A 21,052-nucleotide genomic window follows, 5' to 3' on the forward strand; every position below is an offset into this window, starting at 1 on the left:
TGTGTAGGTTGTCGCGCATTACGCGTCGGCGATCCTACAAGACACACCGCCTTTGCTTTTCAGTCCGGAGTGAAGCGCATACGCCGCGACAGCCGACACACCGTTTGCCACCTGGGCGGCCTGAAACTCACTGGTAAGGTGTGCTGTGACGCGGGAGTTTGAAGTGGGTGATGCGCGCTTCAAGAGCGCTGGCAGCGGGCATCAAGGCGAGTGATGCCGTGTGAAGGATAGGACCGGCTGGGGGCCCGCAGGCAAGTGTCAAGCGGCTCGGTGTTAGCGGCTTTCTTTTGCCTACTTTTCTTTGCCGCTGCAAAGAAAAGTAGGTGCCGCCCCGCACAGGGGCAACGCTAGCAGACCACTACCAAACAGCGGATGCCAGCCAGCAAAAAAGCCAAAAGCAAGAGACCAACACATGAAGCAAGAAAGCACCCCACAAGCCCCAGCAAAAACCGCAACCAAAACCCCTGCGGCACTAGAATGCCGCTCCCTGAGCAAGGCCTACTCCTCGACCCGAGTGGTACTCGACCGCCTGGACTTCACCCTGAAAGCAGGAGAATTCATTGCCATCATGGGCGACTCAGGCGTCGGCAAATCCACGTTACTGAACCTGATAGCAGGCCTGGACCACGCCGACAGCGGCGACGTGCTGATCGACGGCACGCAGATAGCCAACCTCGACGACGACACCTCCACCCGCCTGCGTCGAGAAAAGCTCGGCTTCGTCTTCCAGGCCTTCCATGTGCTGCCGCATCTGACGCTCGCGCAAAACGTCGCGCTGCCGCTGCTGCTCAATGGACAAACACCCACGCGCGCCCACCACATGCTCGCCGCCGTCGGCCTCAAGGACCGCGGCAACGATCTGCCCCGCCAGCTGTCGGGCGGTGAACTGCAACGCGTCGCCATCGCCCGCGCACTGGTGCATCAGCCCAAGCTCATCCTCGCCGATGAACCCACGGGCAATCTCGATCCCGACACCGCGCATGAAGTGCTCGCGCTGCTGCGCGAAGAAACCAAAGCGAACGGCGCAGCCACGATGATGGTCACCCATTCGGAAGCCGCCGCCGCTGTCGCCGATCGTGTGCTCGTCCTGAGCAACGGCAAACTGCACCCGCTGCACGCTACATCGGCACCCGCTTTGCGTCAGAACCATGAGTGACGCAACCATCGCCACCCGCGCCCACCACGGCGTGCGCACGCTCACCCGTTGGCTCCTCGCCGCCGAATGGCACAGCCACAAAGGCCGCGCGCTCATCGCGATCGCTACGATCGCGCTAGGCGTCGCGCTCGGCTACGCCGTGCAGCTGATCAACAGCGCCGCCTTCAACGAGTTCTCGGCAGCAGCACGCAGGCTCTCGGGCCAGGCAGACCTGCAGGTGCGCGGTGCTCAGCCCACTTTCGACGAAAGCGCGTATCCGTTGCTCGCGACCCAACCCGGTGTCGCGCTCGCCAGCCCCGTGCTCGAACTCGACGCGACCGTGCCGGAGCGCAATGCGCCGCTGAAAGTGCTCGGCATCGACGTGTTCCGCGCGGCCCGCATCGCACCGGATCTGACGGGCGCGACCCACGGCGACAGTCCGCTCGATGCCCTCGCCGCCGATGCCATCTTCCTCTCGCCCGCCGCACAGCAATGGCTTGGCGTGCGTACGGGCGACACCATCACGCTGCGCAGCGGCACAGTCGACGTGCATCTGCGCGTGGCGGGCAGCATCGTGCGCGCGCGGCCCGGTCAACGCATCGCGGTGATGGATATCGCCGCCGCACAATGGCGCTTCGGACGCGTCGGCAAGCTGTCGCGCGTCGATCTGCAGCTCGATCGCGGCGTCGATCGCGAGCGCTTCAGGCGGGCGCTGCAGGAGCAGCTCGGCAGCCGCTTCGCCGTAGGCGAGACACGCGATGTCGAGAGTCGCACCGACCGGCTCTCGCGCGCCTACCGGATCAACATGAACGTGCTCGCGCTCGTGGCGCTGTTCACGGGCGCGTTTCTCGTGTTCTCCACCCAGGCGCTCGGCGTCGTGCGCCGACGCGCGCAGTTCGCCATGCTGCGCGTGCTCGGCTTCACGCGTGCGCAACTGCTGCGGCAGATCCTGCTCGAAGGCGCGTTGCTCGGCACGCTCGGCTCGTGCGCGGGTATCGCGCTCGGCTTCGCGCTCGCTTATGTCGTGCTGCGCTTTTTCGGCAGCGCGCTGGGCGGCGGCTATTTCCCCGGCGTGCAGCCGCCAGTCGGATTCGAGCCGCTTGCCACCGCGATTTTCGTTGTGCTCGGCATCGGCGTGTCGCTGCTCGGCAGTCTCGTGCCTGCGCTCGAAGCAGCACGCGCGCATCCCGCGCCCGCGCTGAAGGCAGGCGGCGAGGAAGCCGCGCTCGGCAAGCTGTCGACGCCGTGGCCCGCGCTCGGCTGCCTCGCGCTCGGCGTTGCGTTGACGCAGGCGCCGCCCGTCTTCGATGTGCCTATCGCCGGCTATCTCGCCGTCGCGCTGCTGCTGATCGGCGGCATTGCGCTGATGCCGCGCGTCACGTCGCTGCTGTTTCGCGCACTGAGCCGTGCGCTCGACCAGCGCAATTCGCGCGCGGCACGACCGGGAACGCCCGTCGTTGCGCTGGCGCTGGCGCGCCTCGCGAATGCGCCAGGCCAGGCGTCGATTGCGATGGGCGGCGTGCTGTCGAGCTTCACGCTGATCGTCGCGATGGCGATCATGGTGGCGAGCTTCCGCGTGTCGGTGGAAGACTGGCTCGCGCATCTGCTGTCCGCCGATATTTATGTGCGCGTCGCGCCGAACGGCGACACGGGCGGCCTGAACCCACAGCAACAGGCGATGCTCGCCGCCACGAACGGCATACGTCACGCAGCGTTTGCGCGTACCTCGCAACTGACGCTCGATCCGTCGCGGCCCTCCGTCGCGCTGCTGGCACGCGAGGTCGATGCGGCCGACCCCGGCGCGAACCTGCAGATCACGGGGGATATCTTGCCGCCATCGGCATGGCGCGCGAATGAAGTGCCCGTGTGGGCATCGGAAGCGATGGTCGATCTGTATGGCTATCGCGTCGGTCAACGGTTGATGCTGCCGATTGGTGAGCAAGATGCGAAAGGCGGGCATAGCACGACGTTCGTTGTGGCAGGCATATGGCGCGATTACGTGCGGCAGACAGGCGCGCTGCAAATCCGCCTCGCCGACTACCGGCGCCTCACAGGCGATACCAACGCAACCGATGTCGCCCTCACACTCGAACGCGGCGTGAGCGCCGCGCAGGCCATCGCCGCGTTGCGTGCGCTGCCGTTTGCCAGCGCGCTCGACTTCTCGCAGCCAGGCGACATCCGCGCGCGCACATTGACGATCTTCGATCGCAGCTTTGCCGTCACGTATCTGCTCGAAGCCGTCGCCATCGTGATCGGACTGTTCGGCGTCGCGGCCACCTTTTCTGCGCAGACACTGTCGCGCTCGCGCGAGTTCGGCATGCTGCGCCACGTCGGCGTGACGCGCGGACAGATCCTCGCACTGCTTGCGGCGGAAGGCGGCCTGCTCACCGCGCTCGGTATCGCGATGGGTTGCGTGCTCGGCTTCGCGATCAGTCTGATTCTCGTGTACGTGGTCAATCCGCAGTCGTTTCACTGGAGCATGTCGCTGCATGTGCCGTGGGAACTGTTGTCCGTGCTGGCGCTCGTGATGCTCGCGTCGTCGTGCACGACCGCCATCACGGCGGGCCGCCGCGCCGTCTCCATCGATGCCGTGCGCGCCGTCAGGGAGGACTGGTGATGCGGACCATCCGTTTGCTGTTGCTCGCAGCCGCGTGCCTGCTTCGTGCGTCGCTTGCGCTCGCGGTGGAACCGTCGTTCGCGCAGGTGTTGCCGGGCAAGCCGATTGAACTGCCGCGCGACATGGGCGCGCATCCCGCGTTTCGCACCGAATGGTGGTACGCGACGGGCTGGCTTGAAACGCCCGATCATCAGCCACTCGGTTTCCAGATCACGTTCTTCCGTTCCGCGACCGGCCATCCGTCGAGCGATCCCAGCGCGTTCGCGCCGACGCAGCTGATCATCGCGCATGCCGCGCTCAGCGACCCCGCGCTTGGACGGCTCGCGCACGATCAGAAAATCGCACGGCAAGGCTTCGGGCTTGCGTATGCACAGCCCGACAATACCGATGTGCGGCTCGAGTCGTGGCGCATGGTGCGCGCGCCGGACGGTCATTACGACGTCACCGCCGATGCGGCCGGCTTCGCGCTGCATCTCACGTTCACGCCGACTCAGGCGCCGCTGCTCCAGGGTGAGAATGGCTACTCACGCAAAGGTCCGCTGCCCGCGCAAGCGAGCTACTACTACAGCGAGCCGCAATTGCGCGTGACCGGCAGCGTGACGCGCCCCGCCGCCGATGGCGCGAGCCGCGTCGCCACGTCGACGCCCGTCACGGGCAGCGCATGGCTCGATCACGAATGGTCGAGCACGCTGCTCGCCGCCGATGCCGTCGGCTGGGACTGGCTCGGTGCGAACCTGACGGACGGCGCCGCGCTGATGGCCTTCAAGGTGCGCGCTGCCGACGGCCACGCCGTCTGGACGCACGCCGCGCTACGCACAGCCGACGGCCGCATAACGCAATACGGAGCCGGCGACGTCGAGTTCACGCCGACCCGCGCATGGCGCTCGCCGCGCACGAACACGCAATACCCGGTGGCGACCGTCGTGCGCACGGGCGACATCCGTTGGCAACTCACCCCGCTGTTCGACGATCAGGAACTGGATTCGCGCGAATCGACGGGCGCGCTCTATTGGGAAGGCGCCGTCGCCATCGCCCGGGACGGCCGGCCAGCAGGACATGGCTACCTCGAACTGACCGGATATGACAAGAAATTGCAGCTCGAACGGCGCTGAAGCCCAGTCTGGACAAGGGTTAGGGGAAACCCTGGTGTTTTTTGGAAAAGTCACTTCCACCGGCACCCCTTAATCTTAAGCGCCTACATACCTACACTGCCTCCATACCGATTGCGAACAGGGCTGTTCGCAACGTCAAAGCAAAGTTGGAGGTACATCATGAAGTCGCTGATCAAGGCTGTTGCTATCGCTGCTGTTCTCGCCATCCCCGCTGTGTCGTTTGCTCAATCGAACCAGCCCATCACCCGCGCTCAGGTCCGTGCGGAACTGGTTCAGCTGGAAAAGGCGGGTTATCGTCCGGGCGCAGGCTCGGAAGCGCACTACCCCGATGAACTGCAAGCTGCACAGGCACGCGTGAACGTGGAAAACGGCTCGGCAAACAGCTATGGCGGCGTTGCCAATGCATCGCAGTCGGGCCGCCCCGGCGTGTCGGCTGCCGACTGGAACGCGATGTACAACCGTCCGTAAGCGACTTCACGAGTCGCTATTTCGCGCCCGCGGTTCCCGTGGCGGGCGCGATTCGCCACACCGCGTTGCCGACGTCGTCGGCGACCAGCAGCGCGCCGCGCGCATCCAGCGTGACGCCGACGGGCCGCCCGAGCGCGTGCCCGTTCGGCGTCAGGAATCCCGTCAGAAAATCTTCCGGTCCGCCCGATGGCTTGCCATCCTTGAACGGCACGAAAATCACCTTGTAGCCTGCGTACGGTTTGCGGTTCCATGAGCCGTGTTGCCCGATGAACGCGCCGTCGCGATAGTGGTTGGGGAAGAGCTTGCCATCGTAGAACGTCAATCCGAGCGATGCCGTGTGATTGCCGAGCGCATAGTCCGGCGCGATGGCGCGCGCCACCATGTCAGAGTTCTGCGGCTTCACGCGCGTATCGATATGTTGTCCGTAGTAGCTGAACGGAAAGCCGTAAAACGCGCCATCTTTCACGGACGTCATGTAGTCGGGAACGAGATTGTTGCCGAGTTCATCCCGTTCGTTTACTGCTGTCCATAGGGCGCCTGTTTGCGGTTGCCAGGCCATGCCGTTCGGATTGCGCAGTCCCGTTGCAAATGGCCGCATGGCGCCGCTTGCGATGTCGAATTCGATGATGCGTGCGCGGTCCGCCTCGGCGTCGATGCCGTTTTCTCCTGCATTGCTATTCGAACCGACTGTGATGTAGAGCTTCTTGCCATCACGGCTCGCGATGATGTTTTTGGTCCAGTGATGATTGATCGGACCTGCGGGCAAGTCGGCGACCTTCAAGGCTTGGGATGTGATGCGTGTCTCGCCTGTGACGTAGTCGAAGCGCAGTAGGGCGTCGGTGTCGGCGATATACAGTTGATTGCCAATCAACGCCATGCCGAACGGCGAATGCAGATTGTCGATAAACACGCTTTGCGTTTCGGCGATGCCGTCGCCGTTGCCGTCGCGCAGCAGCACGATGCGGTCCGGACTCGGCACGCCTGCGCCCGCGCGCTTCTGAAACTGCTTCGTGATCCAGCCGACGATGCCCCGCCCTTCGTCGTGCGGTTGCGGTGTGTTGGTTTCGGCGACCAGCACGTCGCCATTGGGCAGCGTGTAGAGCCAGCGAGGATGCTGGAGGTTTGCCGCAAACGGCGTGACGGTGAAGCCGGGTGGCGCGGCGGGATGGGTGCCGGCGGCGCGCGCTTCGACGGGGGCGACGTGGACGGTTGGTATTAGTGACTTGTCGGGTGCGGGTAGAGTCGGCGACGGGCCGAAGCTGGCTTCTTCCGGCGCCGTGGATGGCGCGGCGCAGGCGGCGAGCGGGCCGATGACGAGCATCGCTATCAGTAATGGATGGGTACGCATGGCGATCGGGCCTTTAGCGGCAGCACGGTTGAAGCGTACTGCAGCAAGTGGCTTGCCTGATGATCGTGTGTTGTTGGTGCGGGTGTTTTACGGATGACGGCGCGGAACGACTTGTCCACACATTCTGGTGACAAGGCTGTGTGTAACCTGAGCAAGACCTGCCCAAGTCATTGACGCGATTCAGATTGTGGTCGATGCATTCAATGCGTGTTGGTCTTGCGCCTGCTTGCGAGCGTGGACATGCAGCCATGTTATCCACACTTTCTGGTGACAAGCCTGTGAGTATCCTGCGCAAGACTCGCGCAACCCATTGATGCGATTCAGATTGCAACCACTGCACCCACTCGCAGACAAACCACCGCCCCAACGTTATCCACAGTTTTCGTTGACAACCCTGTGGACAACCTCCGGACTCGCACCGCATCTCCCTGACGCGACACGACTTTTTCCCTGAACATCATCAGACAGCACGCCACGTCTCACTAAGATTGCGTTTGCGCATGCACCCGCTCGCGCACACCCTCCAGTCGCTCGCGCACGAACCGCACATGCTCACGCAGTACATAAAAACCATCGGCATAAGCGAGCGGCATCCGCAGCGTATTCAGCGACGTCTCGATCCGGTCCAGCTCAGCCAGCAACTTCGCGCGTTCCTCCTCGGACGAATTGCGCATCGCCTCGCGCTCGATCGCGATCAGCGCGCCGTAGTACCGGTAGATCCGCGAGCGCACCCGCCAGGTGAACAAGGCCGGAATCAGCCGCAACGCGGGAATCAGCAGCACCGCAAGCGGCAGCAGCAACACCAGCATGCGGTCGACCACCGTCGCGAGCCAGAACGGCAGCGTCCGGTACAAAAAGCTCTTGCCTGACTTGTAGTAGCGCGTCGCGTCCTCGCTGATCCGGTACTCGCGCACGACGGCATTGGGAAACTGTCCAGCCTTCTGCAGCAGCCCCGCCGGGCCGTTCACTTCTTGCGCGGCTTCGATCAGCAGGTCGGAAATGGCGGGATGCAGATCCGGGCGCGCCACCATCTCAACGGTCGGGCTGATCAGATGCAGCGGCTCAGGCGGAATACGGCGTCTCAGGTCAAGCAGACCGACGGGCAGATCGATCACGTCGAGGTAGGGAAAAATGCGCGTATAGGCATCCGCCTCGTTGAAGTTCATCACCGAGACCCCCGGAATGGTCAGCAGCCGCAGGATCATCGCGCGCGTGGTCGAATCGCCGCTCAGCAGCGCCGCGTCGATCTGTCCCGTGACGAGTGCCTTGGCGGCTTCCAGGCCGTCGAGCGGCAGCAGCGTCGTATCGCCACCCGGCACGATGCGGTTGGCCGCGAGCAGTTCGAGCGAGAGCATCCGTGTACCACTGCCCTCGCGGCCAATCGCGACCCGCTTGCCCTCGAGATCCGACAGCTGCGTCACCCCCTTGCCGCGATACACGACGATCAGCGGCACATAGGACACCGTGCCGAGCGACATCAGCGACGAAGTATCCCGGCCAGCCGACACCCCGCCCTGCACCAGCGCGACATCCACTTTCTGCGTCGGGTCGAGCAGCCGGTTGAGATTCTGAACGGAGCCGTCCGACTCCAGCACCTTGAGCTTGACGCCATTGCGCCCGAGAATCTTTCGATATTCTTCCGCGTACAACATGAACGAGCTGTCGTGCGGCCCGGCGCTGATGGTGATCGTGCGCGGCGGCGCGGGATCGACCAGCCAGATCACGAGCCAGACCAGCACCGCGAACAGCACGACGAACGGCAGGAAAGACACGGCCAGATCGCGCCACACCGCATGGGTGTGATCGCGGACCACGCGTGGAGATTGCTGACGACTGTTTTTCATGACCCGGCTCGCCTCCGAGATGCATCATCGACAATCGTATCCGTCTCCCGGCAGTCTGTGGAGCACCACGTGTATGGCGCCGGCGTCCCGCTTTTCGACGGGTACGGACGGCCGCTCACGCCATCGACAACAAAATTGCGCCGGGTACTTGCGCGATCGAAAGTGTGTCTCTATAATTCGCGCTCTTCGCTAGGCTCGTAGCTCAGCTGGTTAGAGCACCACCTTGACATGGTGGGGGTCGTTGGTTCGAGTCCAATCGAGCCTACCAACGAATATGCAGTAAAAAAAAGCGGCAAGCACACTGTGCTTGCCGCTTTTTTCTTTTGCTTTCCGTTTTTGATCGCTGGCATCCATCGATGCCAGCGCAATACCTGCAACGTTACCGCGACATCATGTTCATGCTGACGTTATGCATGACCCACACCGTGCCGAACACGAGGAACATCGCGGCCAGCGCCGTATAGGCGAGCGCCAGGGCGTTCCAGCGCGCCCCTGACGTCGACACGCTCATGTGCAGAAAAAACACCAGATGCACGACGATCTGCACCACCGCGAGCGCGGCGAGCACCCACGGCGTCGACGCACCGAACCAGCCCTGCATCGCCCCGCCAAACGCGGCAGCCGTCAGAGCAACAGCGAGCACGAAGCCGATCACATATCCGCCGATACCGCCGTGCCCCGCTTCGCCGTGAAGCGCATGAGATTCAGAGTGAGCCATTTAGAACACGCTCCCGAGATAGACAAAGGTGAACACGCAAATCCACACGACATCGAGGAAGTGCCAGAAAAGGCTCAGGCACGTCAGCCGCGTGATTTCGCGCTGCGTCAGCTGCGGCGCGCGCGCCACCTGAACCGCGAGCACGGCCATCCAGATCAGACCCATCGCGACGTGCAAACCGTGCGTACCGACCAGCACGAAGAACGACGACAGGAACGCGCTGCGTGACGGACCCGCACCTTCCGCGATCAGATGCGAGAACTCGTTGAGTTCGAGCTTCAGAAACACGACGCCGAGCACGAACGTCACGGCCAGCCAGCCGAGCACGGCGCGCGTGTTCCGCCCGCGCGCCGCGACCATCGCGAAGCCATAGGTAATGCTGCTCAACAGCAGCGCAGCCGTTTCGACAGCAACGCCGGGAATGTCGAACAGATCCTTGCCCGTCGGCCCTGCATTGAACTGATGCGCCATCACGGCGAAGGTCGCGAACAGCGAGGCGAACAGCACGCAGTCGGTCATCAGGTACAGCCAGAAACCGAACACCGAATGCGATTCGCCATGATGACCGTGGTCATCGCCACCATTTAGCGTTGCGGCATGGACTTTCTGCAGCATCACTCGACCTCCGCCAGCGCCGGCGACACTTGCGCAGGTTGCGCGAGCGGCGTACGGCCTTTGTTTTCGATGGTCCGCACGACGTCGGACGGGATGAAGTAGCCGTCATCGCGGCCAAAGCTGCGGCCGATCACCGTCACGGCAATCGCCAGCAGCGAAACGATCGCGAGCCACCAGATGTGCCACACGGCAGCGAAACCAAACGCAAGACTGAATACGCCGATGAAGAAGCCCGCTGCCGTATTCGACGGCATGTGAATGTCCTGATACGACGCCTGCACGCCCAGGCCCTTGCCGGTGTCTTTCATGTGCGCGAACGCATCCAGTTCCTCGACGACAGGAATGGTCGCGAAGTTATAGGCAGGCGGCGGCGACGAGATCGACCATTCGAGCGTGCGCCCACCCCACGGATCGCCCGTCACGTCGCGGTACGCCGGCTTGTTGCGATTGATGATGCTGACCACCACCTGCACGACCTGGAACACCACGCCCACCGCAATCAGTGCGACGCCGCACGCCGCGACGATCATGTACGGCTGCCATGCCGGGTTGTCGTAGTGATTCAGCCGACGCGTCGCGCCCATGAAGCCGAGCACGTAGAGCGGCATGAACGCCACATAGAAGCCCACAAACCAGCACCAGAACGCACTCTTGCCGAGCTTGTCGTTGAGCTTGAAACCGAACACTTTCGGGAACCAGTAGCTGAAGCCCGCCAGATACCCGAACACCACGCCGCCGATAATCGCGTTGTGAAAGTGCGCAATCAGGAACAGCGAGTTGTGCAGCACGAAGTCCGCACCCGGAATCGCCATCATCACGCCCGTCATGCCGCCGATCGTGAACGTGATCATGAATCCGAGCGTCCACAGCACGGGCGCCGTGAATTCGAGGCGGCCGCGATAGATCGTGAACAGCCAGTTGAAGATCTTCACGCCCGTCGGAAGGGCGATGATCATCGTCGCGATGCCGAAGAATGCGTTGACATCCGCACCCGAACCCATCGTGAAGAAGTGATGCGCCCACACGAGGAACGCCAGAATCATGATCGCGCACGTGGCGTAGACCATCGTCTTGTAGCCGAACAGCGGCTTCTTCGCAAAGGTCGAGATCACTTCCGAATAGATGCCGAACGCGGGCAGAACGAGGATGTAGACCTCCGGGTGTCCCCAGGCCCAGATCAGGTTCAGATACAGCATCGCGTTGCCGCCCGCTTCATTGGTGAAGAAGTGCATGTCCGCGTAGCGGTCGAAGCCGAGCAGCGCGAGCGCCACCGTCAGGATTGGGAACGTCGCCATGATCAGCACGTTCGAGCACAGCGCCGTCCATGTGAACACGGGCATCTTCATCAACGTCATGCCGGGCGCGCGCATCTTGATGATCGTGACGAAGAAGTTGATCGCCGTGATCAGCGTGCCGACGCCGGACAACTCGAGCGCCCAGATGTAGTAATCGACGCCGACGCCTGGACTGAACTGCAATTCCGACAGCGGCGGATACGCGAGCCAGCCCACCTGCGCGAACTCGCCGATCACCAGCGAAATGTTCATCAGGATCGCGCTGATCGCCGTCATCCAGAACGACAGGTTGTTGAGAAACGGGAACGCGACATCGCGTGCGCCGATCTGCAACGGCACCACGATGTTGAACAGCCCCACCATCAGCGCCATCGCCATGAAGAAGATCATGATGACGCCGTGCGCCGTGAAGATCTGGTCATAGTGATGCGGCGGCAGATAACCTTCCGCGCCGCCGCTCGCCACTGCGAGTTGCAGGCGCATCATCACGGCATCGGCGAAACCGCGCAGCAGCATCAGCACAGCCACGACGATATACATCACGCCAATGCGCTTGTGATCGACGGACGTGAGCCACTCCGTCCACAGCCAGCGCCACTTGTGCGTGCGCGTCAAAAACACGGCGACAGCCAGCACGATCAGCGCCATCAGGGCGCCCGCGCCCATGATGATCGGCTGATCGAACGGGATCGCCTCCAGAGTCAGTTTGCCGAACATGGGTTACTCCTTCGAAGCGCGCGGGCTGCAGTTGGCGTCGTTGAAATCGACGACATGGCCGCTGTTGTATTTCGCGATCACGTTGCGGAACAGCTTCGGATCCACCGACGAGAAATAGCGCACCGGTTCCTTCTCGCTCGGCTTCGCGACCGTGTAGTAGCCGTCCATGTCCAGACGGTCCGGCGACGCCTTGACCTTCTGCACCCACGCATTGAAATCGGCGGCGTTCACGGCGAGCGTGCGGAACTTCATGTCCGAAAAGCCCTTGCCGCTGAAATTCGCCGACACGCCCGCGTAGTCGCCCGCTTCATCGGCGATCAGATGCACGCGCGTCTGCATGCCCGCCATCGCGTAGACCTGCGTGCCGAGTTGCGGGATGAAGAACGAGTTCATCACCGAGTCCGACGTGATATGGAAATTGACGGGCGTGCCGACAGGCATCGCCAACTGGTTCACGGAAGCAATGCCGAGATCCGGATAGATGAACAGCCACTGCCAGTCGAGCGCGACCACTTCGACATCGATCGGCTTCACGTTCGATTCGAGCGGCTTGTACGGATCGAGCTCGTGCGTGGTTCGCCACGTCAGAACGCCGAGGAACAGGATGATCAGCGCGGGGATCGTCCACACCACCACTTCGATTGCGGTGGAATGCGCCCATTTCGGCGCGTAGGTCGCGCTTTTGTTCGACGCCCGATAGCGCCACGCAAAAAACAACGTCAACAGAATGACGGGCACGACCACAATCAGCATCGTCCACGTCGCCGTCGCGATCAGCGACTTCTCGGCGACACCGACACTGCCCTTCGGGTCCAGCACTTCAAGTTGACATCCCGTGAGTAACGCGGTCAGTCCAATGCTGACCGGCAAGAGGCAAGCTCTTGAGATTTTTCTGGCTAACATGTTTGCCCATTAATCGTTGAACCACGCTGAACACGTGTGGGGTTTGCGAGGCAAAGCGCACAAGGCCCCATGTGCCAGGCGATTCTATGGACGGGCAGTGTTTGAAGTCCTGATCCGCGTCAAGGACATTGCACGGCGGGTGGTGATAGATGTGCGACGGGATGTCACACCTTCGATGAAGGTCAAGCCGTTTTGCTTTTTGTTATGTGGGCTTGTCCGCTAGTACAGCGGTATTGCGTGGTGAGTCTATGGATGAGCCGCCCGCTCCGTGAGCGAATGCGGGCGGCCAGGCGTTCACGCCAGTGGCACCTGCTCGCCGACGCTTCAGCCCGCGAGATCGGCGGGCAGCTTGCCGCCGTTGGCTGCCAGCGCCGTCATCAACTGCTTGTGCAGCCAGATGTTCATCGACGCCGAATCGTTCATGTCGCCGCCATACTTCAATTCGCCCGCCAGTTGCTTGCGATGGTCGAGGCTGCTGTCGACGTCGAGCAGCTTCATCAGATCGACGATCGAATGACGCCAGTCGAGCTTTTGCGCGTTCGCTGCGGCCAGCTGATCCATCACCGCTGCGACGTCGACGTCCGCCAGCACCGTCGAAACAGGTGCAACGGGCGCACTCGCCGATGCGTCGACGGGTGCGGGCGCAACGGGTTCGGCCGGCAACGCTTCGGCTGGCTTGGCCTTGCCAAAAATCTTGCTGACGATGGTTCCAAAGATGCTCATGATGCGGATCCTTCCTGTGAAGTGGTAAAGAGACACGGCTTGCGCCCGACGTCATTTGATCCGAATCAGCGACCCTTGCGTGCGCTTGGCTGCAAGTTTCACGGTTGTTTGCACTCCGCTGCATCCATACGACATCAACCTGTCAAATTTCGCAAAAATTCGCATCGCTGAATAAACATCGAGGTCGTCCGGTAAAGAATCTTGGCCGAGGACATTGCTCCTTTCCCACTTCTTCCACCACGACATCGCAATCATGAAAAAACTGTTGACCCTTGCAGCCTGCGTCCTTCCTCTTTCCATGCTCGCCGCGTGCAGCGGCCTCGACCGCAGCAAAGAGGAAGCGCTGAACCAGCAGGCAGGCATCGAAGTGACGCAGGCGAAGGACGGCGTACAGGTGCGTCTGCCAGAAAAGGTGCTGTTCAACTTCAACGAGTCGAACCTGCGCCCCGATGCCGACGCGGCGATTTCCCGCGTGGTCATCGTGCTGGGCCGCACGCACAAACCGATGATCATCGAAGGTCACACGGATAACATCGGCACGCACGAGTACAACCAGCAGCTATCCGAAGCACGCGCCAGGGCAGTCGAAGACGAACTGGCGCGGCGTGGCGTCAGCGCCTCGCGCATGACGCTGGTGGGCTATGCGTTCGATCGCCCCGTCGCCGACAACGACACGCCCGATGGCCGCGCGCACAATCGCCGCACCGAGATCGTCGTGAAGGGCGAATCGCTTGAAGCCGTGATGGGCAAGTGATCGTATCTCGCATCGAAACAGGCGTTTCGACGCCTGTTTTTTTGCGATGACGCAAAGAATAGTCAAGAGTCGATTGCGATCGCTGCGCGTCGTCAACGCGAAAATATTGAGACCGTTAGACCCTGCTTCTCTTGCATTTTTGTGGTCTATCGTGTCGACGTTACGTGCTCTTGGATTATTAGGAATAGTCGGATTGTTCACCGGCTGCGCTCAGATTCCCGCTGAGCATCAGGCATCGACTGCCGTTGGGTCCGTCTCGTCGATACCACTCTCTACCGTCGCCACCGGCAAGGTGATGCAGCAGGACGACGACGTCGTGGTGCCATCGGAAGTGGTTGCATTTCAGCCCGTGGCTGGCGCACCGCAAACGGGGCACGCTTCCTGGTACGCGCATAAGTTCCAGGGGCGCCGCACGGCCAGTGGCGAACGTTTCGACAGCAAGGCGCTGACGGCTGCGCATCGTACGCTGCCGTTCGGCACGTACGTGCGCGTGACCTCGCTGGCCACGTCGAGATCAGTAGTGGTTCGAATCAATGACCGCGGCCCTTTCGTCAAGGGTCGCATTATCGATCTCTCTTACGCTGCCGCCAGCGAACTCGGCTTGACCCGCGCGCCGTCGATGAATGTTCAGATCGAACGGGTCGAGAAGAAGACGGACACACAAACAGTCTCCGTCGGGTCGGAATCTTGATCCGTCATTCGGCAAGGTCCGATGCGAGCGCGATGCAGCGGATTCGCGCTGCACGGCGCAGCGCAGTGGCGGCAAGCATGATCATGTGCTGCGCGTCGAATGCTTTTGCGGCACGAGACAACGTCAAGGCATCCGTTGCGAACCGCGCGGCAGACAAGCCCACGGCGCAGTCGCTGAAGCAAGCCAAGCCGCACGCCAAGGCTTCTCAGTCTTCACACAAGACGCGCCGCAAGGCGAAAGCGCCGCGCAGCCACAATGTGTACTACCGCTGGACGGCCGAACAGTTGATGCTCGGCGGCGTCGATCCGTCACAAATTGGCCGAGATACCAACGCGGCCGACGCAGACTCAGCCAGAAGAAGTGCAGCTTCCGTCAAATAGCCGCCGCACTGTCAGTGCCAGGTCAGGCAAAAGCAAAACGGGCTAGCATCAGCTAGCCCGTTTGCATTCCCAACACCCAACACAACCCGTCGATCAGACCGCGGCCAGTTCCGCAGCCTGCACGTCTTCGGCGTCTTCCACGCTCGAGCGGATCAGATGATCGAAGGCGGCCAACGATGCCTTCGCGCCCTCGCCCACGGCGATCACGATCTGCTTGAACGGCACCGTCGTCACGTCGCCGGCGGCGAACACGCCCGGCACCGACGTCGCGCCCTTCGCGTCGACGACGATCTCGCCGTGCTTCGACAGTTCGAGCGTGCCCTTCAGCCATTCGGTGTTCGGCACAAGACCGATCTGCACGAATACGCCTTCGAGTTCGATGTGCTTCGATTCGTTCGTTGCACGGTCCGTGTACGTGATGCCGTTGACCTTCTTGCCGTCGCCGGTGATTGCCGTGGTTTGTGCCTGCGTGATGACCGTCACGTTGGCGAGGCTGCGCAACTTGCGTTGCAGCACTTCATCGGCGCGCAGCGTAGCGCCGAATTCGATCAGCGTGACCTGGCTTACGAGACCGGCCAGATCGATCGCAGCTTCGACGCCCGAGTTGCCGCCACCCACCACGGCCACGCGCTTGCCCTTGAACAGCGGACCATCGCAGTGCGGGCAGTACGCCACGCCGTGGTTACGGTATTCGCGCTCGCCCGGCACGTTGATTTCGCGCCAGCGCGCGCCCGTGGCCAGCACGATCGTCTTCGCCTTCAGCACGGCGCCGCTTGCCAGGCGCACTTCGTTGATCTTGCCGGGAATCAGCGCTTCGGCGCGCTGCACGTCCATCACGTCGACTTCATAGCTCTTCACATGCTGTTCGAGCGCCGTGGCGAACTTCGGCCCTTCCGTTTCCTGCACCGAGACGAAATTCTCGATGGCGAGCGTATCGAGCACCTGGCCGCCGAAGCGTTCCGCGACCACGCCCGTTGCAATGCCCTTGCGCGCCGCATAAATCGCAGCCGCCGCGCCAGCAGGCCCGCCACCGACGATCAGCACGTCGAACACCGGCTTGTTCTCCAGTTCCTTTGCAGCGCGTGCGCCGGCGTTGCTGTCGAGCTTCGCGAGGATTTCCTTCACGCCGCTGCGGCCCTGGCCGAACACTTCGCCGTTCAGGAACATGGTCGGCACGGCCATGATCTGGCGCGATTCGACTTCGTTCTGGAACAGCGCGCCGTCGATCGCCACGTGACGGATGCGCGGGTTGATCAGCGCCATGATGTTGAGCGCCTGCACGACTTCCGGGCAGTTCTGGCACGACAGCGAGAAATACGTTTCGAACGCGTAGTCGCCGTCGAGTTCGCGGATCTGCTGGATCACGGCGTCGTCGAGCTTGATCGGGTGGCCGCCCGTTTGCAGCAGCGCCAGCACCAGCGACGTGAACTCATGACCCATCGGAATGCCCGCGAAGCGGATGCCGGCTGCCTTGCCCGGTTCGCCGATCGAAAACGACGGCTTGCGCTCGTCGTCGCCGCGACGTTCGATCACGCTCACGCGCTCCGACAGCGTGGCGATATCGTTCAGCAGCGCGAGCATTTCTTGCGACTTCGCGCTGTCGTCGACGGAAGCGACGATCTCGATAGGACGACTGACTTTCTCGAGGTAGGCTTTGAGTTGGGTCTTCAGGTTCGCGTCGAGCATTTTTTTGGTTCCGTGGCGAGAGGAAAGCGTGAGATTCGGTTTGCGCCGATGCGTTCGCGGAACGCCGCGCGGTAAGGCAATTCGCAAGGCTCGTGACCTTGCGGACTGCCTCACACGGCGCCGCGCGAGGCGGCGCCGTCGAGACAGAGAGGTACTGCGGATAGCGTGTGGCTTCTAGCGAGCCGGTAAAACTTAGATCTTGCCGATCAGGTCGAGCGACGGCGTCAGCGTTTCTGCGCCCGGCGTCCACTTGGCGGGGCAAACTTCACCCGGGTGAGCCGCGATGTATTGCGCAGCCTGCACCTTGCGCAGCAGTTCGCCAGCGTCACGGCCGATGCCGTTGTCGTGGATTTCGCACAGCTTGATCTCGCCTTCCGGGTTGATCACGAACGTGCCGCGCAGTGCCAGACCTTCTTCTTCGATCAGAACGTCGAAATTGCGCGAGATAGCCAGCGTCGGGTCAGCGATCATCGGGTACTTGATCTTTTCGATCGTGTCCGACGTGTCGTGCCATGCCTTGTGCGTGAAGTGCGTATCCGTCGACACGCTGTAGATTTCAACGCCGATTTTCTTGAATTCTTCGTAACGGTCGGCCAGATCGCCCAATTCCGTCGGGCACACGAACGTGAAGTCGGCCGGGTAGAACACGACGACGGACCACTTGCCCTTCAGGCTTTCGTCGGTGACGGTCACGTAATCGCCGTTGTGATACGCGGTGGCCTTGAACGGTTTGACCTGGCTGTTGATGATCGGCATCTGATGCGTCCTCTTCGGTTGAGTTGGGTTTGGGTACTGCAATGGGGTGAAGTATGAAGAACTTGCAGAATTTAAGAAATTTGATTGTTGTGATTTTCATCATTAAGATTTTCTATCACACCCACCAAAGCCTTACCTGGTAAGGGAAAGCGCCGCGCGCGGACGTTTCGCCGCACCGGTAGAATTGCATCAAAAAATTTTCTGGCAAGCGTTTTTCAGCAGGGGTTTTCCGTTTGAGTGAGCTTCAACAGGGGTTTCTTCTCACCCGACACTGGCGAGATTCGCCCTCCGGCACCGAGGTCGAGTTCTGGCTCGCGACCGGCGACGGTCCGCGCCATATCCGTTTGCGCCCTCAGCCGAACGTCGCGTTCATCCCTGCCGATCAACGCGAACGGGCCGAAGACGTGCTGCGCCGGGAAAAAAGTGCGCAATCGCGCGGCGTGGAACTGCGCGAGCTCGAACTGTGCGATTTTCATCATCGGCGGGTGATGGGCCTGTACTCGCCCCAATACCGGCAGTTGACTGGCCTCGAGAAACGTTTGAAACAAGGCGGCGTCGACGTGTACGAAGCCGACGTGTTCCCGCCTGATCGCTACATGATGGAGCGTTTTATCACCGCGCCCGTGCTATTTGGCGGTGAGGCGAATCCGGCTGGCGACGGTCCGCTGCTCAATGCCGACATGAAGCCGGCGAGCGGCTACCGGCCGAAGCTGAAGCTGGTTTCGCTCGATATCGAAACCAGCGCGCACGCCGATCTGTATTCGCTCGCGCTGGAAGGCTGCGGGCAGCGTCAGGTGTACATGCTTGGGCCGCCGAACGGCGACGCCCTGGACCTCGACTTCGCGCTCGAATACTGCGACAGCCGTGCGCAACTGATCGAGCGGCTGGTCACGTGGCTGGAGACGCACGATCCCGACGCGATCATCGGCTGGAATCTCGTGCAGTTCGACCTGAAGGTGTTGCATGAGACGGCGCAAAAGCATGGCGTGCCGCTGCGCATCGGGCGCGGCGGCGCCGTCATGGAGTGGCGCGAGCACGGCCTCAAGCAGAACCATTTCTTTGCGGGCGCGGCGGGACGTCTGATCATCGACGGCATCGAGGCGTTGCGCTCGGCCACGTGGAGTTTCCCGTCGTTCAGCCTCGAATACGTCGCGCAGTCGGTGCTCGGCGAAGGCAAGTCGATCGACAATCCGTATCAACGGATGGACGAGATCCAGCGCCGTTTCGACGAGGACAAGCCCGCGCTCGCGCGCTACAACCTGAAGGATTGCGAGCTCGTCACGCGCATCTTCGATAAGACCGACCTGCTGCGCTTTCTGCTCGAACGCGCGACAGTGACGGGACTGCCCGCCGACCGCAGCGGCGGCTCGGTGGCGGCGTTCACGCATCTGTACATGCCGCGCATGCACCGGCTCGGTTACGTCGCGCCGAATCTCGGCGATGTCGCGGGCGCGGCGAGTCCAGGCGGCTTCGTGATGGATTCGAAGCCCGGTCTGTACGACTCGGTGCTGGTGCTGGACTACAAGAGTCTGTATCCGTCGATCATCCGTACGTTTCTGATCGATCCTGTCGGGCTGGTGGATGGCGTGCGTCATCCCGACGACGCACACTCGGTGCCCGGCTTTCTCGGCGCACGCTTTTCGCGTGCACTGCACTGCTTGCCGTCGATCGTCGCGCAGGTGTGGGAGGGACGCGAGGCGGCGAAGCGCGAACACAACAAGCCGCTGTCGCAGGCCCTGAAGATCATCATGAACGCGTTTTACGGCGTACTGGGATCGACGGGTTGCCGCTTTTTCGATCCACGTCTCGCGTCGTCGATCACGATGCGCGGGCACGAGATCATGCATCGCACGCGCGAACTGATCGAGGCGAGCGGCTACGCGGTGATTTACGGCGACACCGATTCGACTTTCGTGTGGCTGCGGCACGCGCATGACGAAGCGGACGCGGCGCGCATCGGGCGCGAACTGGTGGACGGCATCAACGCGCGGTGGCGAGAGCATTTGCGCGAGCGCTTTGGTCTCGAGAGCGCGCTGGAATTGCAGTTCGAGCGGCATTACAAGCGTTTTTTCATGCCGACGGTGCGCGGCGCGGAAGAAGGTAGCAAGAAACGTTACGCGGGCTTGACGGTTCTATCGGACGGCAGCGAAGAGGTCGTCTATAAAGGCCTCGAAACGGTGCGCACCGACTGGACGCCGCTCGCACAGCGGTTTCAGCAGGAACTGTATCTGCGGATCTTCAAGCAGCAGCCTTATCGCGAGTATGTGCGGGAGTATGTGCGGCGCACGCTGGCGGGTGAGTTCGATGATTTGCTGGTGTATCGCAAGCGGTTGCGCAGACCTTTGTCCGACTACGAGCGCAATGTGCCGCCACATGTGCGGGCGGCGCGTACCGCCGATGAATTCAATCGCCGGCGTGGGCGGCCTTTGCAGTATCAGAATGGCGGGTGGATTAGCTATGTGATGACTGGCAACGGGCCAGAGCCGCTGGAAACGCGCGAGGCGTTACAGTCGGAGATCGATTACGAGCATTATCTGGCGAGGCAACTTCAGCCTGTCGCTGATGCGATTTTGCCTTTGCTGAAGGATGATTTTTCGACTTTGGCTTCGGGGCAGGGGTTGTTGTTTTAAGGTGTTTGTTTTGTGATCGTTTGCTGGTGGGTTTGTGGTGGCATCCGCGATTTGTTAGTGGTGCTTCAGGCGTTGCCCCTGTGCGGGGCGGCACCTACTTTTCTTTGCCGCCGCAAAGAAAAGTAGGCAAAAGAAAGCGGGCTAACACCGCCAATGCTAGTTCTTGCCTGCGGGCCCCCAACCGGTCCTATCCCTCACACGGCATCTCCCTTCTTCATGCTCGTTGCCGTCGCTTCGAATAAGCGCCTACCCCACTCCAATCACCCGTAGCACCCCGAGCGGCAGCGACTCGCATATCCAGCCCAGGTGGCAAACGGTGTGTAGGTTGTCGCGCATTCTGCGTCGGCGATCCTACAAGACACACCGCCTTTGCTTTTCAGTCCGGAGTGAAGCGCATAAGGCGCGACAGCCGACACACCGTTTGCCACCTGGGCGGCCGTGGACTAACCAACAAGATGTGCTGGACGCGGGGGCGTGAAGCGGGTGATGCGCTCTTTAAGAGCGTTGGCAGCGGGCGGTGACTGAGAGGTTGTCGTGTGAAGGATAAGAACAGTGGGGGACCCGCAGGCAAGTACCGGAGTGAGTGGTGTTAGCGGCGTTCTTTTGCCTACTTTTCTTTGCCGCTGCAAAGAAAAGTAGGTGCCGCCCCGCACAGGGGCA

17 protein-coding genes and 1 tRNA gene are annotated in these 21,052 nt (G+C 62.0%); 9 read left to right on the forward strand and 9 right to left on the reverse strand.

All coding sequences use genetic code 11. The annotated features are described in order from the left end of the window. The first annotated feature begins 412 nt into the window (after positions 1-412). From DK391_RS39715 to DK391_RS39730, 4 genes are all read left to right on the forward strand, one after another. Positions 413-1,156: an ABC transporter ATP-binding protein gene (locus tag DK391_RS39715; RefSeq protein WP_109483471.1), complete on the forward strand. Its 744-nt coding sequence runs from the start codon at positions 413-415 to the stop codon at positions 1,154-1,156. After that, positions 1,149-3,752, forward strand: coding sequence for an FtsX-like permease family protein (locus DK391_RS39720; protein ID WP_109483472.1), 2,604 nt, complete (start codon positions 1,149-1,151; stop codon positions 3,750-3,752). Before DK391_RS39715 ends, DK391_RS39720 begins: the two co-directional genes overlap by 8 nt. Beyond that, positions 3,752-4,864: a carotenoid 1,2-hydratase gene (locus tag DK391_RS39725; protein WP_109483473.1), complete on the forward strand. Its 1,113-nt coding sequence runs from the start codon at positions 3,752-3,754 to the stop codon at positions 4,862-4,864. Before DK391_RS39720 ends, DK391_RS39725 begins: the two co-directional genes overlap by 1 nt. A 159-nt stretch (positions 4,865-5,023) precedes the next feature. After that, a complete protein-coding gene (locus DK391_RS39730; RefSeq protein WP_109483474.1) occupies positions 5,024-5,332 on the forward strand; it encodes a DUF4148 domain-containing protein in 309 nt (102 codons plus the stop codon). A gap of 16 nt (positions 5,333-5,348) precedes the next feature. On the opposite strand, the gene DK391_RS39735 is transcribed toward DK391_RS39730, so the two are convergent. Further along, positions 5,349-6,680, reverse strand: a complete 1,332-nt coding sequence (locus tag DK391_RS39735) for a sorbosone dehydrogenase family protein (RefSeq protein ID WP_109483475.1) — start codon at positions 6,678-6,680, stop codon at positions 5,349-5,351. Between the two features lie 482 nt (positions 6,681-7,162). Then, positions 7,163-8,524, reverse strand: coding sequence for a TAXI family TRAP transporter solute-binding subunit (locus DK391_RS39740; RefSeq protein ID WP_109483476.1), 1,362 nt, complete (start codon positions 8,522-8,524; stop codon positions 7,163-7,165). Positions 8,525-8,715: 191 nt separating this feature from the next. Here DK391_RS39740 and DK391_RS39745 point away from each other — a divergent pair. After that, positions 8,716-8,792 (forward strand) — tRNA-Val (locus tag DK391_RS39745). A gap of 111 nt (positions 8,793-8,903) precedes the next feature. Here DK391_RS39745 and cyoD read toward each other — a convergent pair. The 5 genes from cyoD to DK391_RS39770 all read right to left on the reverse strand — a co-directional run bounded on the left by cyoD (position 8,904) and on the right by DK391_RS39770 (position 13,495). Further along, positions 8,904-9,242: a cytochrome o ubiquinol oxidase subunit IV gene (cyoD, locus tag DK391_RS39750; protein WP_109483477.1), complete on the reverse strand. Its 339-nt coding sequence runs from the start codon at positions 9,240-9,242 to the stop codon at positions 8,904-8,906. Then, entirely contained in the window at positions 9,243-9,857 is a 615-nt protein-coding gene (cyoC, locus tag DK391_RS39755) for a cytochrome o ubiquinol oxidase subunit III (protein WP_162601043.1), read from the reverse strand. Beyond that, positions 9,857-11,869, reverse strand: coding sequence for a cytochrome o ubiquinol oxidase subunit I (gene cyoB, locus DK391_RS39760; RefSeq protein ID WP_109483478.1), 2,013 nt, complete (start codon positions 11,867-11,869; stop codon positions 9,857-9,859). Before cyoB ends, cyoC begins: the two co-directional genes overlap by 1 nt. 3 nt (positions 11,870-11,872) lie before the next feature. After that, a complete protein-coding gene (gene cyoA / locus DK391_RS39765) occupies positions 11,873-12,772 on the reverse strand; it encodes a ubiquinol oxidase subunit II (protein WP_109483479.1) in 900 nt (299 codons plus the stop codon). 324 nt (positions 12,773-13,096) lie between these two features. Next, on the reverse strand, positions 13,097-13,495 hold the full coding sequence (locus DK391_RS39770; protein WP_109483480.1) for a DUF3597 domain-containing protein: 399 nt from the start codon (positions 13,493-13,495) through the stop codon (positions 13,097-13,099). A gap of 253 nt (positions 13,496-13,748) precedes the next feature. Here DK391_RS39770 and DK391_RS39780 point away from each other — a divergent pair, with 253 nt between their 5' ends. The 3 genes from DK391_RS39780 to DK391_RS39790 all read left to right on the forward strand — a co-directional run bounded on the left by DK391_RS39780 (position 13,749) and on the right by DK391_RS39790 (position 15,320). Then, positions 13,749-14,249 carry an OmpA family protein gene (locus DK391_RS39780; RefSeq protein WP_109483482.1) on the forward strand — a complete coding sequence of 167 codons (501 nt, stop codon included), beginning with the start codon at positions 13,749-13,751 and terminating at the stop codon, positions 14,247-14,249. A 193-nt stretch (positions 14,250-14,442) separates the two neighbouring features. Beyond that, positions 14,443-14,940: a septal ring lytic transglycosylase RlpA family protein gene (locus DK391_RS39785; protein WP_343225468.1), complete on the forward strand. Its 498-nt coding sequence runs from the start codon at positions 14,443-14,445 to the stop codon at positions 14,938-14,940. Positions 14,941-14,972: 32 nt separating this feature from the next. Continuing rightward, complete coding sequence (locus DK391_RS39790; RefSeq protein WP_109483484.1) at positions 14,973-15,320, forward strand: hypothetical protein; 348 nt, start codon at positions 14,973-14,975, stop codon at positions 15,318-15,320. Between the two features lie 93 nt (positions 15,321-15,413). On the opposite strand, the gene ahpF is transcribed toward DK391_RS39790, so the two are convergent. Both ahpF and ahpC read right to left on the reverse strand, forming a co-directional pair. Continuing rightward, positions 15,414-17,006 (reverse strand): alkyl hydroperoxide reductase subunit F, encoded by a 1,593-nt coding sequence (gene ahpF / locus DK391_RS39795; RefSeq protein ID WP_109483485.1) that lies wholly within the window; start codon positions 17,004-17,006, stop codon positions 15,414-15,416. 192 nt (positions 17,007-17,198) lie between these two features. Beyond that, positions 17,199-17,762, reverse strand: coding sequence for an alkyl hydroperoxide reductase subunit C (gene ahpC, locus DK391_RS39800; protein WP_109483486.1), 564 nt, complete (start codon positions 17,760-17,762; stop codon positions 17,199-17,201). Positions 17,763-17,995: 233 nt separating this feature from the next. Here ahpC and DK391_RS39805 point away from each other — a divergent pair, with 233 nt between their 5' ends. Then, complete coding sequence (locus DK391_RS39805; RefSeq protein WP_109483487.1) at positions 17,996-20,392, forward strand: DNA polymerase II; 2,397 nt, start codon at positions 17,996-17,998, stop codon at positions 20,390-20,392. Positions 20,393-21,052 lie beyond the last annotated feature (660 nt).

Source organism: Paraburkholderia sp. C35 (assembly GCF_003121405.1).
Classification (GTDB): domain Bacteria; phylum Pseudomonadota; class Gammaproteobacteria; order Burkholderiales; family Burkholderiaceae; genus Paraburkholderia.